The sequence below is a fragment of the Kitasatospora sp. NPDC059812 genome, from assembly GCF_042732075.1.
Lineage (GTDB): Bacteria > Actinomycetota > Actinomycetes > Streptomycetales > Streptomycetaceae > Kitasatospora.
Genome location: NZ_JBHWIO010000010.1, coordinates 20,423 through 34,351, shown reverse-complemented (window position 1 = coordinate 34,351; position 13,929 = coordinate 20,423). Strand labels below are relative to the sequence as shown.

At 70.6% G+C, this 13,929-nt stretch carries 8 protein-coding genes, 1 tRNA gene and 1 pseudogene; 7 read left to right on the top strand and 3 right to left on the bottom strand.

Annotated features, from left to right (window positions below):
• The first annotated feature begins 239 nt into the window (after positions 1 to 239).
• Positions 240 to 2,666, top strand: a complete 2,427-nt coding sequence (locus ACFV6D_RS07870) for a transglycosylase domain-containing protein (RefSeq protein WP_079135766.1) — start codon at positions 240 to 242, stop codon at positions 2,664 to 2,666.
• Between the two features lie 142 nt (positions 2,667 to 2,808).
• Here the strand turns inward: ACFV6D_RS07870 and ACFV6D_RS07865 are convergent, their stop codons facing one another.
• On the bottom strand, positions 2,809 to 3,264 hold the full coding sequence (locus ACFV6D_RS07865; protein ID WP_363370512.1) for a GatB/YqeY domain-containing protein: 456 nt from the start codon (positions 3,262 to 3,264) through the stop codon (positions 2,809 to 2,811).
• A gap of 180 nt (positions 3,265 to 3,444) precedes the next feature.
• On the opposite strand from ACFV6D_RS07865, the gene ACFV6D_RS07860 reads away from it, so the two are divergent.
• From ACFV6D_RS07860 to ACFV6D_RS07845, 4 genes are all read left to right on the top strand, one after another.
• Positions 3,445 to 4,389 (top strand): metallophosphoesterase, encoded by a 945-nt coding sequence (locus ACFV6D_RS07860; protein ID WP_063348659.1) that lies wholly within the window; start codon positions 3,445 to 3,447, stop codon positions 4,387 to 4,389.
• 100 nt (positions 4,390 to 4,489) lie between these two features.
• Positions 4,490 to 4,563: transfer RNA gene (locus ACFV6D_RS07855), tRNA-Pro, on the top strand.
• Positions 4,564 to 4,903: 340 nt separating this feature from the next.
• Entirely contained in the window at positions 4,904 to 5,980 is a 1,077-nt protein-coding gene (locus ACFV6D_RS07850) for a DNA cytosine methyltransferase (protein ID WP_380558891.1), read from the top strand.
• A gap of 189 nt (positions 5,981 to 6,169) precedes the next feature.
• On the top strand, positions 6,170 to 7,180 hold the full coding sequence (locus ACFV6D_RS07845) for a NaeI family type II restriction endonuclease (protein WP_380558889.1): 1,011 nt from the start codon (positions 6,170 to 6,172) through the stop codon (positions 7,178 to 7,180).
• A 156-nt stretch (positions 7,181 to 7,336) separates the two neighbouring features.
• Here the strand turns inward: ACFV6D_RS07845 and ACFV6D_RS07840 are convergent.
• Positions 7,337 to 8,508 (bottom strand): annotated as a pseudogene (locus tag ACFV6D_RS07840) (LacI family DNA-binding transcriptional regulator); the annotation flags it as partial.
• A 274-nt stretch (positions 8,509 to 8,782) separates the two neighbouring features.
• Entirely contained in the window at positions 8,783 to 11,521 is a 2,739-nt protein-coding gene (locus ACFV6D_RS07835) for an AAA family ATPase (protein ID WP_380558887.1), read from the bottom strand.
• Between the two features lie 192 nt (positions 11,522 to 11,713).
• Here ACFV6D_RS07835 and ACFV6D_RS07830 point away from each other — a divergent pair, with 192 nt between their 5' ends.
• Positions 11,714 to 12,091: a nuclear transport factor 2 family protein gene (locus ACFV6D_RS07830; RefSeq protein ID WP_350881950.1), complete on the top strand. Its 378-nt coding sequence runs from the start codon at positions 11,714 to 11,716 to the stop codon at positions 12,089 to 12,091.
• 77 nt (positions 12,092 to 12,168) lie between these two features.
• Positions 12,169 to 13,731: an MFS transporter gene (locus ACFV6D_RS07825; protein ID WP_380558884.1), complete on the top strand. Its 1,563-nt coding sequence runs from the start codon at positions 12,169 to 12,171 to the stop codon at positions 13,729 to 13,731.
• The last annotated feature ends 198 nt before the right edge of the window (positions 13,732 to 13,929 follow it).

Here is a 13,929-nt window from a genome sequence, read left to right as displayed (position 1 = left end):
GCCTTGTCAATCGCGGCGCGGCAACTCTCGCCACGCACGTCATCACGGAGCGCTACCGTTCACACGGATACAGCAGGCCCCAGCCGCCTCAAAAACCCTCTAATATCGGGCAATTCGGGCAAGTCTCTGCACTCACAAGAGTGAATGGTGTTGACGCACCGAAGCTGTCGCAAGCTTGTGACAAGCGTAGGGGAACACCTGCCCCTATGGGCGGGATTCCGGGACGTAGGGTTCTCCTCATGGCACCGAAGCGCCCCCAGGCATCCCAGCCCCCAGGCAACACCGGAGCTCCGCGCGATAAGCGCCGCGAGTCGCCGCTCGACATCGCGGGACACGGAGTGAAGTTCCTGGGCGTCAGCGTGCTCTCCGGAGTCCTGCTGGCAGGCCTCGCCCTGCCCGCCGTCGGCGCCATCGGGCTGACCGCCAAGGACACGGCGGAGAGCTTCTCCAACATCTCCGATGACTTCAAGACCCCGCCGCTCACCCAGGCGACGCAGATCTTCGACGCCAAGGGCGGCCTGATCGCCAAGGTGTACGAGCGCGACCGCACCGTCCTCACCGCCGACCAGATGTCACCGTTCATGCGGCACGCCCAGGTCGACATCGAGGACGCCCGCTTCTACGAGCACGGCGCCGTCGACCTCAAGGGCGTGCTCCGCGCCATCGGCAAGAACGCCGAGAGCGGCACCACCTCGCAGGGCGCCTCGACGCTGACCCAGCAGTACGTGAAGAACGTCAACGTCGAGAAGGCCGGCGACGACCAGGCCGCGGTGCTGGAGGCGCAGCGCAAGACCCTGGGCCGCAAGATCCAGGAACTCAAGGTCGCGATCAAGCTGGAAGAGGACCTGTCGAAGGACCAGATCCTCACCAACTACCTCAACATCACCTTCTACGGCCACCAGGCCTACGGCATCGAAGCCGCCTCCCAGCGCTACTTCAGCAAGAGCAACAAGGACCTGACCGTCGCCGAGGCCGCCACCCTGGCCGGCATGGTGCAGAACCCGTCGTCCTACGACCCGGTGCGCTACCCCGACAACACGGTCAAGCGCCGCAACGTCGTGATCGACAAGATGCTCGAGAACAAGCACATCACCGCGGACCAGGCCAAGGAGGCCAAGGCCGCCCCGCTGGGCCTGAAGTTCAAGGACCCGCAGAACGGCTGCATCACCGCCCAGGCCGGCATGGGCTTCTTCTGCGACTACGTGCGCCACGTGGTCAAGCAGGACCCGGCGTTCGGCAAGAGCGTCGCCGACCGCAAGAAGCTGTGGGACACCGGCGGCCTGAACATCTACACCACGCTGGACCCGGACAAGCAGGCCGCCGCCCAGAACGCCGTCACCAAGAAGGTCAACGTGACGGACACGGTCTCGGCCGCCGCGACCATGATGGAGCCCGGCACCGGCAAGATCCTGGCCATGGCCCAGACCCGCCCGTACGGCCTGGACCCGAACAAGAACCAGACCGTCGTCAACCTCAACGTCGACTCCGCGATGGGCGGCGGCAACGGCTTCCAGACCGGCTCGACGTTCAAGCCGATCCTCGCCGCGGCGGCCCTGGAGTCGGGCCTGTCGCCCACCCAGCCGTTCCCCTCCGAGAACAAGATCGACTACCCGCAGATGACCACCTGCACGGGTACCTGGAGGAACACCGACAAGCCCAAGGCCACGGTGAAGAACGAGTCGACCGGCGAGGTCGGCCCGTACGAGCTCAAGCAGGCCATGGCCCTCTCGGTCAACACCTACTTCGTGCAGATGGAGCAGCAGGTCGGCCTCTGCGCGATGAAGCAGATGGCCAACAAGCTGGGCATCACCCAGTCCGCCAAGGGCGACGCCTTCCAGGAGGTCCCCTCGATGGTCCTCGGCACCCTGGAGCTCAGCCCGCTGACCATGTCGAACGTCTACGCGACCTTCGCGGCCCGCGGCAAGTACTGCACCCCGGTCGCGATCAACAAGATCAGCACGGTCGACGGCAAGGAGGTCAAGGTCCCGCAGACCACCTGCAGCCAGGCCTTCTCCGAGCAGACCGCGGACGCCCTCAACACCGTCCTGCTCAACGTGACCGAGAAGGGCACCGCGGCCGCGCTCAAGCTCGACGACGGCCGGCAGATCGCCGGTAAGACCGGTACCACCGACGAGAAGAAGGCCGCCTGGTTCAGCGGCTACACCCCGTCGCTGGCCACCTCCGTCTGGCTCGGCGGCCCGGCCGGCGGCGTCAAGATGAAGAACATCAACATCGGCGGCAAGCACTTCGACGAGGTGTTCGGCGCCGACGGCCCCGGTCCGATCTGGCAGCTGGCGATGAACCAGGCCCTCAAGGGCTCGTCGCCGGAGCAGATCCAGACCATCAACATCCCGGACCCGGCGCCCAAGACCGACCCCAACGCCAACCAGAGCGGCGGGGCCACGCCGCCGGCCGACCCCAACGCCCAGCAGCAGCCCGGCGGCAACCCGCCGCCCCAGGGCGGGAACCCCGCGGGGAGCCCCGGTGGCAACCCGGGCGGGAACCCGGGTGGGAACCCCGGCGGCGGCAACCCGGGCGGCGGCAGCAACAACGCCGGCGGGATGATCGGCGGCGGGTTCACCTTCCCGCCGGGCGTCATCGGCGGGAACAACGGCGGCAACGGTGGCAACGGCAACGGCGGCAAGCACGGCGGCAACAACGGCTGACCGGCCCCCGGCCCGGGCACGACACGACGAAGGGGCGCCCTCCGAGATCACAAACGGAGGGCGCCCCTTCGGGCTTGGCCGACGGTGCCATCCGGGCCCTGGCCACCGGCGCCCTTCTGGCCTTCGGGTCTGGCGGCGGGGCTCAGCCCGTCAGCGCCGCCTTCACCGCGGCGGCCACCCGGCCGCCCTCCGCCAGGCCGTCCACCTTCGGCTTCACCAGCTTCATCACAGCGCCCATCGCCTGCGGACCGGCCGCCCCGCTCTCGGCGACGGCGGCCGCCACGATCGCGGTCAGCTCCTCGTCGGAGAGCTGCTTGGGCAGGTACCCCGCCAGCACCTCGCCCTCCAAACGCTCCCGGGCCGCCTGCTCCACCCGGCCCGCGGTGTCGAACGCCTCCGCCGCCTCCCGGCGCTTCTTCGCCTCGCGGCCGATCACCTTCAGCACCTCGTCATCGGACAGCTCGCGCTTCGCCTTACCCGCCACCTCCTCGCTGGTGACGGCGGCCAGCGTGAGCCGGATGGTGGACGAGCGCAGCTCGTCCCGGTCCCTGATCGCGGCCGTGAGGTCCTCGTGCAGCTTCGCCTTGAGCGTCGTCATGGCCCCGAGTCTCCCACCTGCGGCGTTCGGTCGCTTGCCATTAACCGGCCCGTCGGCAGACACCGGGGCCACCGGCACGCAGCGGACCCGCCGGCACGTGGCCGACCCGCCGGTGGCCCCGCATCCGCGCACGGCCACCGGACGTTCACCGGCTGATCCACCGTCTGAGAGCATGGAGCGATGCGACCGCTGTACTCCGTTCCCCTCGGCTTCGCCGCCGCCGGCGCCGCCTGCCTCGCCTACTCCGTCGGGTACGAGGTCCGTTCCTTCCGGCTCCGCCGGGTCGAGGTCCCCGTCCTGCCCCACGGCGCCCGGCCCATCCGGGTACTGCAGGTCTCCGACATCCACATGGTGAGCGGGCAGGGCAAGAAGCAGCGCTGGCTGCAGAGCCTCGCCGGCCTGCGCCCCGACCTCGTCGTCAACACCGGCGACAACCTCTCCGACCCCCTCGGCGTCCCCGCCGCCCTGGACGCGCTCGGGCCCCTCATGGACTTCCCCGGCGTCTACGTCTTCGGCTCCAACGACTACTACGGCCCGGCCCGCAAGAACCCGGCCCGCTACCTCCAGGCGATGCGCAGCGGCGCCCACGGCCTCAACAACGCCGACGGCACCGGCCGCCGCGGCATCACCGACGCCGTCCACAACCCGTGGGAGAAGCTCCGCGACGGCTTCGACGCGGCCGGCTGGCTCGACCTCACCAACACCCGCGGCCGGCTCACCATCGACGGCCTCGACCTCGAATTCACCGGCCTCGACGACCCGCACATCCGCCGCGACCGCTACAGCGAGGTCGCTGGCGGCCCCTCCCCCGACGCCGACCTCTCCCTCGCCGTCGTCCACGCCCCCTACCTGCGTGTCCTCGACGCCTTCACCGCCGACCGCTACCCGCTGATCCTGGCCGGCCACACCCACGGCGGCCAGCTCTGCATCCCCTTCTACGGCGCCCTGGTCACCAACTGCGACCTCGACGCCCGACGGGTCAAGGGCCTCTCCACCCACCAGGCCGGCGGCCGCCGCTCCTACCTCCACGTCTCCGCCGGCTGCGGCACCAACCGCTACACCCCCGTCCGCTTCGCCTGCCCCCCCGAGGCCACCCTCCTCACCCTCACCCCGGCCCCCCGCTGACCTGCACCGGACGCCCGCCAAGAACCGGATTTCGTGTCTCGGCGAGCGTCCGGTAGAGTTCTACTCGTTGCGAAGGAGACGGAGCAACAAACCGCAGGACCGGGGTGTGGCGCAGCTTGGTAGCGCGCTTCGTTCGGGACGAAGAGGCCGTGGGTTCAAATCCCGCCACCCCGACCCAGTAACACCAGCTCAGGGCCGGTGACCCTCAAGGGTTACCGGCCCTGACTGGTTATCACGGGGCTCTCGGGAGAATCCTGAGAGAAGATCTTGATTTTGGGATGTCTCCCGAACGTCCGCAGGGCTCATCGCCTGCGAGCAGCCAGCCGGTGACAACCACACGCGGTGGCAGCGCGGAGCAGGCACACACTGCCCGTCGCCGCGCCACGGCGCACAACTCCCCTTGTCAGTGCGCCGCGGTACGCTGCATGGTCGCCAGCAAACGGCCGTCAGAGCGGGCAATCGGGCCTACCAAGTCCCGACACCGTCGCCCCGTTACGACAACCAGGAGATCCAAGTGCAGCCCACCAAGATTGTGGACCTGTTCGCCGGCCCCGGTGGGCTCGACGTCGCGGCGGAGAAGCTCGGCATCCCCACCGTGGGTGTCGAATGGGACTCTGCCGCTTGCACCACCCGCCGTGCCGCAGGCCTGGAGACCGTCGAGGGCGACGTCCGTTTGTACGGGCCGTCCGACTTTCCCGAAGCCGATGTGCTGGCCGGAGGACCCCCGTGCCAGACCTTTACCGTCGCCGGCACGGGCGTCGGCCGCAAGGCGCTCGACGAGGTCCTGCGGTTCGTCGAACGGCTTGTCGCCCGCGAGGACCGCGAGGAGATCGAGAAGGACCTCTCCAAACTGGACGACGAACGCACAGGGCTCGTGTTGCAACCTCTCATGTGGGCTCTCGACGCCATCGACAAGCTCGACCGCCCCTACCGGGCGATCGTCCTTGAGCAGGTGCCCGCTGTACTTCCCGTTTGGGAGGCATACGCGAAGGCCCTGGTGGATGAGGGCTACCAGGTGGACTGCGGCATCCTGCACACCGAGGCGTTCGGCGTCCCGCAAACCCGCCGGCGGGCCGTCCTGGTTGCCCGGCACGGCAAGGATCCGGTGACCCTTCCATCTGCGACCCATCGCATCTACCGCAAGGGCGTTGCCCGAGAATCCGGGGACATGAACCTGCTGCCGTGGAGGGCGATGGCCGACGTCGTCAGCCGCCCGACCGCCTTCGAGGTCATCTCCAATTACGGAACCGGTGGCGATCCGAAGGCCCGTGGACGAAGGGGATCCGGAGAGCCCTCCGCCACGGTCACCGGCAAGATCTCGCGCAATCGCGTAGTCGGCCCGGACGGCTCCGAACTCGACCGCTTCTCCCCCTCCGAAGCGGGTCGACTCCAAACCTTCCCGACGAATTACCCGTGGTCCGGACGTGACGTCGGTCAGCAGATCGGCAACGCCGTGCCACCGCGGCTGGCCATGCACATCCTCAGTGCTGCGTTCGGATGGGCGACGCCGACCGAGGAGAAGTTTCAAAACTTGAGCACGTGGACCTCCACGAGTCAGCAGTCGACCGACGAGACTTGCCAGGACGCATGAGACTTCAGCCGCGATCGCGCCACCGTCACGGCTCAGACGCTATCGCCGACCAACCTCAGCCGGCTCGACGATGCGTCAGAAGACTCCCGCCCCGGCAGCCTGGCCCGGGACAGGCGAATGGAATGACCGCGCTGGTTCAGTGATCAGAAAGCCTGGCGTGAGCGATTCCATGGCTCATAGGGTGAAGGCGTGACTGACGAGCCACCCTTGTTCGAGATGACGACCAACCCACCGCCGCTCGCTGGCCAGAGCGCAGACCCAGGACTCGATGCCGTCGAGTCCTGGTTTCGGAGCCAAGAAGACCTTGATGCTCGATTCGGGCAGGTTTTCCGCAAGTCCATCGACGAAGTACTCGACGGTCAGCGGACAGCTCGTTTCGACCTCTACATCAAAGAGGGCAAAGGAAGAGTCGAGAAGACAGAGAAGACCTACCTCGGGACCAAGGTAGAGATCGTCACCCGCACAGAATTCGATCTCGGCTATGGAAGTCCGATGGACTACGTGATTTGCGGCCAGCATGTGGACGCAAAATTCACGATGGGAAAATCATGGACAATCCCGAAAGAGGCCGATGGTCATATCTGCCTCGTGATGCGAGCAGATGACCGAACCGGAAATTTCCAGGTCGGCCTTCTTCGCATCACCTCGGATGTCTTGAACAACGGATTGAATGGCGACCAGAAGCGCGGGACTTCTGCCGCCAGCCGAAGCGGAACTCGCTGGATCGTCGAGCACGGCGAGCTTCCCGAGAACTTCCTTCTCCGTCTGCGGGACAGATCGCCGGAGAAGGTTGAAGCAATATTCCACGCATCCGATGGCTACCGTGGAAGAGGAAATGGCGGACAGTTGCGAGTCAACGAGCTGTTCAGGCAGGTTCCAGGCCAGCTAGTCGACAGGACAACCGTCGTAACCGTGGCGACGCAACATGACAGCCCAAAACGCGTGCGCGATGCCCGGAAGCATCTTCGGAAGAGTGGCATAGTTATCCTCGGCTACAGTCAGCCCGACCCTGACATTGCCGCAGACCTGGAGCTACCGATCCCGGGCCAGGGAACCTGGGTCTCGGCCAAGCTCAGCATGGTTGACGACGGCAGCCCACGCAAGTCAACTTTGATCAACGGGATTCGCCATGCCCTTTGGTCAGAAGGTGACGAATCTATTGTGGCACCCGTCATCAAGCATGCGAAATCAGAGGCTTAGCTCCGAACACTCAAGGCATTTCGATCACCGGCCCTTTCCCGGCCGAAGCCTGATTGCACAGCTCGCAGGATTTTCAGTTCAGGGCCGATGCCAAGCCAGCGCATCGGCCCTGAACAATCCTCTGTCGAGTTTCCAGCATCCGCGCTGGCCGCAGATCTAGTGAGGATCCGCCAGCAACGCGTTCAGAGCGGCCACAGGAGAGCCGGGCGACATCCGCCAGCGAACTTCGAGTGACGCGCGCCACATCCGGGTCGGCCCTTCCATGAGGTCCCGGCGCATCTCCGGCGAGATGTGGGAGTAGCGGGCCTGGACGGAAGCCGTCCTCGTGCCCCATCCGCTCGTCCTTGAGCTTCGCGGGCGTCCGCAGCTCGTCCATCATCGTCTTGTGCGAATGCCGCAGCCCGTGTGGCGTGAGGCCGCGCACGATCGGCAACCAACATGTCTGGGCACGGGCGGCGGCTCCCCGGCCGTGGGCCGGGATGCCCGGCCACGGGTCCGGCAGCACCGGCACCGGGCGTGCCTCCTCCGGGGCTTTCGTCGGGTACCAGCCTGTGGCCGCCGGGTGGAACAGCCAGGTGGCGAACCCGTTCCTCCGCCAGTGCGCAGCGTTATCCCCGGACGCCTGCCACCGGACGTAGCCGAGGTCGGCCATGGCCTTCTCCACCCTCGCCCGCATGCCCTCGGCCACCGCCGCCGGGCGGTTCAGCACGTTCGACACGGTCCCTGTGGAGAAGCCAGCGGCCCGCGCGACGTCGGTCACCTTCGCGCCGGGTCACTGGGCCGCTCCGTTGGCGGCGCCGTGTCCGCTCAACAGGTACCGCAGGCCGTGGCACTCGCAGGGTGCCTCCTTCACCCGGGCCATCTGCCCGGAGAGCAGGGCGGACAGGAACCCCGGCGAGTCGATCGTGCGGTACGAGTCATCCTTGGGCGGGCAGCGATGGAACTCACCGGAGTCCAGCTCGTACAGCTGGTGCTCGACCCGGATGGCGGCCGGGCGGACGAACTCCGTTTCCAGGCCAACGATTTCGCCCCAGCGCATGCCTGTGTAGCCCTTTAACCACGACGGCAACGAACTCGTCGTCGCGGCCCGAGAGCAGAACGGCCCGCTCAGCAACCAGCAGGATGCCGAGAGCATCGGTCACGACCTTCTCGAGTCCGCGCTTGCGCCGGCCGCGGCGGCGGGTCGCTGGCTTGGAGTCCCGCAGTTCCTCGTCGACGGCGTCCGCAAGAATGAGGTGCAGGGTGCCGCACCACGTCCTGATGCTGCCGGCCGCGTAGCCGCGCTCGCGCTCCGTGCGCTCCCAGGCGTCGATGTCTCCTTTGGTGAGGACACCACCCTGTTCCACCACGCCGCCGGCCCGGACGACGCCTCACTCGGATCGCAGCACGTTCAGCAGGCCCAGATGTGGTTCGACAGTGTGTGGTCCACGATCGCCTACGAGCGCCAGCCATGACCGGCACCCCTCAGCAGCCAGCTGACTTGCTGCGGCCGGTGAAGCACGTGTTGCTCGACTTCGACGAAGGTGGGGGCAGCCCCCGCGAGTGGAGATCAGGGCCCTGCCGGAGGTGTTTCGGGAGGGCCCTTTGGTGTGGGTGGGGGTGTCATAGGGTGGTGGGGAGGTCGGTGCGGGAGGTGATGTGGAGTTTGGGGTACGCCTTGTAGAGGTGGTGGGCGATGGTGCGGGGGCTGAGGAAGAGTTGGGCGGCGATCTCGCGGTTGGTGAGGCCTTGGGCGGCCAGGCGGGTGATCTGGAGTTCCTGGGGGGTGAGGGGGGAGTCGGGGGTGCCGGTGGGGCTGCTGGTGGGGGCCGGGGTGCCGGTGGCGGTGAGTTCGGTGCGGGCGCGGGCGGCCCAGGGGTGGGCGGCGAGGCGTTCGAAGGTTTCGAGGGCGGCACGCAGGTGGGGGCGGGCGTCGGTGCGGCGGCGGGAGCGGCGCAGCCATTCGCCGTAGAGGAGGGCGGTGCGGGCCTGCTCGAAGGGGCGGTGGGTGCCTTCGTGGAGGTCGAGGGCGGCGCGGTAGGCCGGTTCGGCGAGTTCGTCGGGGCCGAGCAGGGCCTGGCAGCGGAGCCGGAGCGCTTCGGTCCAGGGGCGGTCGGCGGCGGCGCTCCAGCGGGCGAAGCGTTCGTAGGGTTCGGCGGAGCGTTCGGGGGTGCCGAACCGGACGGCGGCTTCGACCAGGTCGGGGACGGCCCGGGTGGCGCTGACGTGGTGCCGGTGGGGGCCGGTGGTGAGGGTGTGCAGCCGGTCGGCGGCGTCGCCGGCGCGGCCGTGGCCGAGGTCGAGCAGGGCCAGTGCCCAGTGGGCCCAGGGGCGGCCGGCGGCGGGGGCGGCGGTCTGCGGGCCGGTGGTGGCGAGGGATTCGGCGGTGAGCCGGGTGCAGCGGTCGGTGTCACCGTCGAGGGCGGCCAGGTAGGCGAGGAGCGCGGTGAGTTGGCTGGTCCACTGGTGCTGGCCGGTGTCGCGGGCGAGGGCGAGGGCTTCGGTGGCGGTGACTTCGGCGTCGCGGTGGCGGCCGTGGAAGAGTTCGGCCTCGGCGAGGAAGAACTGGAGGGTGGGCATCACGCCGATGGTGCCCTTGGCGCGGGCTTCGGCGACGAGTTCGCCGCCGAGTTCGGCGGTCTCGTCGTCGCGGCCGAGGATGAGGGTGGCGCCGCAAAGTTGGACGAGGTCGACGGGGGTTTCGGCGCCGGCCTTGCGGGCTGCCGCGGCGGTGTCGCGGGCGGCGGGGAGCTGCGGTGCGGGCCGGCCGAGGGCGGGCAGTACGGCGGCGGGCAGGTGGCGGGCGAGCGGGGTGAGCGGGTTGTCGTCGGCGAGCGGTAGCGCGGCCAGCCGGTCGAGGACGGCGATCACCGGTTCCTCGCCCGCGTACCAGGCGGTGTGGAAGGCCTGGAACAGCATCCGGGCGGCGTGCGGCGCCTCGATGGCGGTGCCGGCGGCGTCGAGCAGCAGCCGGTAGGCGGTCGGGTAGGAGCCGCGCCAGAAGTGCGCGGTGGCCCTGACCTGGTCGAGCAGGGCGTGTGCCAGGGGGTTGTCGGTGCGGGCCCCGGCCTCGTCGGCGAGTGTCTCGGCCTGCGCCAACTTCCCTTCTTCGGTGGCGGCTTCGGCGGCCAGGACGAGGCGGCGGGTGGCGGCGTCGCGGTCCGGGGTGAGCCGGGCGGCCCGCTCGTACGCGGCGGCGGCGCCGCCGTGGGCGCCGCGGGCCTCGGCGCGGACGGCGGTGCGTTCCAGCGCATCGGCGAGGGCGGCGTCGGGGGCGGTGGCGGCGTGGGCCTGGTGCCAGGTGCGGCGGTCGCCGTCCGGCAGCACTCCGGCGATGGCATGGTGGATCGTCAGTCGCTGGTGGTGCGGGGCGCGTTGCAGGATGGCGGTGCGCAGGAGCGGGTGGCGGAAGGCGATCCGGCGGTCGGGGGTGACGCTCGCCAGGCCCGATTCCTCGGCGGGGCCGAGGTGTTCGGCGGGGACGCCGAGGACGGCCGCGGCGGGCAGGACGACGTCGAGTTCGCCGGTCTCCTCGGCGGCGGCGACCAGCAGGAGGGTCTGGGTGGCCGGGGGCAGGCCGGTGACCTGGCCGTGGAAGGCGATCAGCAGCCGGCTGGTGAGCGGCAGGCCGCCGGGCGCGGGTGCCGGCGAGCCGGGGATGTTCGCCTGCGCCCCGGTGGCGATGGGGAGTTCGGCGAGGGCGAGCGGGTTGCCGGCCGCCTCGACGAGCAGCCGCTCGCGGACGGCGGCGGGCAGGTCGGGGCCGGCCCGGTGGTCCAGGAGCCGGGCGGCGTCGGGCTCGGGCAGGCCGGTCAGTCGGAGCTCGGGGAACCCCGTGGTCGGGAGTTCCGGTGCGGCGCCGCCGGTGCGGGCGGCGAGCAGCAGGGCGACTCCTTCGGCCTGGAGCCGGCGGGCGGCCAGCAGCAGGGCGTCGAGGGAGGCGTCGTCCAGCCACTGTGCGTCGTCGACGACGCACAACAGGGGCTGTTCGGTGGCGAGTTCGGCGAGCAGTCCGAGGGTGGCGAGCCCGACCAGCAGCCGGTCGGCCGGGGCGCGTTCCTCGGCGAGCCCGAACGCCGCCTCCAGGGCGCGCCGTTGCGGCCCGGGCAGGGCGTGCAGCCGGTCGAGGCCGGGTGCGAGCAGCAGGCTCAGCCCGGCGAAGGGCAGTTCCGCCTCGTACTCGACGCCTGCCGCCCGGATCACCCGGAACGCCTCGCCCGCCCGCCCGACGGCGTGGTCCAGCAGCGCGGTCTTGCCGATCCCGGGCTCGCCCCGGAGCAGCAGCACCCCGCTGCGGCCTTCCCGTGCCGCGTCCAACAGTCCCGCCACGACGGACTGTTCGTGTTCCCTCCCGTACAGCATGCCCCCGACCCTACCGAGGCCCTCCCGGCCGCAGGTACGGACGGGCCCGCCGAGCACACCTACGTACCCCCCGCCGGACGCTACGTACCCCCATGCCGATACGTGACTGATTCGCCCGCGCCGGCCCGTCCCTACCTTGGTGAGCAGCGGGAACGAGCCGCTCAACCACCCACCGGGACACGGGAGAAGACCATGACCGAGATCACCGCCACCGCCCTCCAGCAGCTCGCCGAGCGCTACCTCGCGGTCTGGAACGAGACCGACCCGGCCGCCCGCCGCAAGCTGATCGACGAGGTGTGGGCCGTGGACGGCCGGTACACCGACCCGCTGGCCGCCGTCGCCGGCCGGGACGCGATCGACGCGCTGATCGGCGCGGCCCAGGCCCAGTTCCCCGGGCTGGAGTTCACCCTCGGACCGGTGGACGCGCACCACGACATCGCCCGGTTCACCTGGAACCTCGGGCCGGCCGGCGCCGAGCCGGTGGTGATCGGCTTCGACGTCCTGGTGGCCTCGCCGGACGGGCGGATCGGCTCGGTGTACGGCTTCCTGGACCGCGTCCCGGGCGCCTGACGGCAGGCCGGACGGGTCGGGGGGCGACCCCACCGCCCCCGACCCACTCCCCCCAACCCCACTGAGGAGAAGCCGAGATGAGCTCCGTCCTGACCGCCCGCCCATCGACCGCGACCGCGACCGGCAATGCAACCGACAATGCGCCCGGCGCCGCGAGCAACACTGCGAGCACCACCGCGAGCACCACCGCGCCCGAGGTCGAGGCGGCGGCCGGCGCCCCGCGCGGCCTGCTGGCGGTCGTCCTGACCGCCACCTTCATGACCGCCCTCGACTTCTTCGTCGTCAACGTCGCCGTCCCGTCCGTCCAGGCCGACCTGGGCGCCGGACCGGCCGCCGTCCAGTGGGTGATCGCCGGATTCAGCCTGGCCCTCGCCGCCGGCCTGGTCACCGCCGGCCGGCTCGGCGACCGGTACGGCCGGCGCCGGGTGTTCGGGCTCGGCCTGGCCCTGTTCACCCTCGCCTCCGCGGGCTGCGGCCTCGCCCCCACCGCCGCCGCGCTGGTCGGCGCCCGGGTGGTGCAGGGCCTGGCGGCGGCGCTGATGGGCCCGCAGGTGCTGGCGATCCTGCGGACGGCGTTCAGCGGCGCGGCGCAGGCGCGGGCCTTCGCCCGGTACGGGCTGACCATGGGCGTCGGCGCGGTGTTCGGCCAGTTGATCGGCGGGCTGCTGATCCGGGCGGACCTCTTCGGCCTCGGCTGGCGCAGTTGCTTCCTGATCAACCTGCCGATCGGTCTGGCCGCCCTGGCCCTGGTCCGCCGCTGCCTGCCGGAGTCGCGCGCCCCGCAACGGCCGGGCCTGGACCCGGTGGGCGTGCTGCTGGTCACCACCGCGCTGACCGCCCTGGTGCTGCCGCTGATCCAGGGCCCCGCACAGGGCTGGCCGCTGTGGACCTGGCTCTGCCTGGGCGGCGCGGTCGCCCTGCTGGCCGGCTTCGTGGTGCATCAGCACCGCACCCGGACCCGCGCCACCGCCACCGCCACCGCCACCGCCACCGGCTCCGGCTCCGGCAGCGACTCCGCCCCCGGCTCCGCCGCCCCGCTGGTCGACACCCGGCTGTTCCGGACCAGGGCCTTCGGCGCCGGTCTGCTCGCCCAGCTCGCCTTCTGGCTCGGCCAGGCGTCCTTCTTCCTGGTGCTCGCCCTGTACCTCCAGCTGGGCCGCGGTCTGGACGCGCTCGGCGCCGGGCTGGTGTTCACGGCGATCGGCCTCGGCTACCTGCTCACCTCCAACGCCACCCACCGCGTCGCCGCCCGGCTCGGCGGGGCCCGGACGATCGGCGTCGGCGGGCTGCTGATGGCCGTCGGGCTGGGCCTGCTCGCCCTCGCGGTGTACGGCGCGCCGGGCGGGAGCGTGTGGTGGCTGACGCCGGGGCTGTTCGTGGACGGCCTGGGGATGGGCCTGGTGATCGCCCCGGTGACCTCCGTGGTGCTGGCCGGGGTCGAGCCCCAGCTGGTCGGCTCGGCCGCCGGGGTGCTGGCCACCGTGCAGCAGGTCGGCGGGGCGCTGGGCATCGCGCTGATCGGCCTGCTCTACTACGGCGGAGGCGACCCGGCGGCCGCGTTCGGCCGCAGCGTGACGGCGCTGGCGGTGCTGGAGCTGGTGCTGGTGGGCCTGGTCCGGCTGCTGCCGCGGAAGGGCTAGCGGGACCGAGCGGGCGCGCGGGAGCAGGCGGGCTCACAGAAGCGGACGGGCTCCCGGGAACTGGCGGGAGGGACGGGGCGAGTGGGGGGGGGGGGGGGGGGTCGGCGTGTTGGGTGCGCAGGCGTAGCTGGGCGTCGCGGATGCGGGTATTGAGGGGGCCGCGGGGGGCGCCGAGGGCTTCGGCGGCCTGGGCTTGGG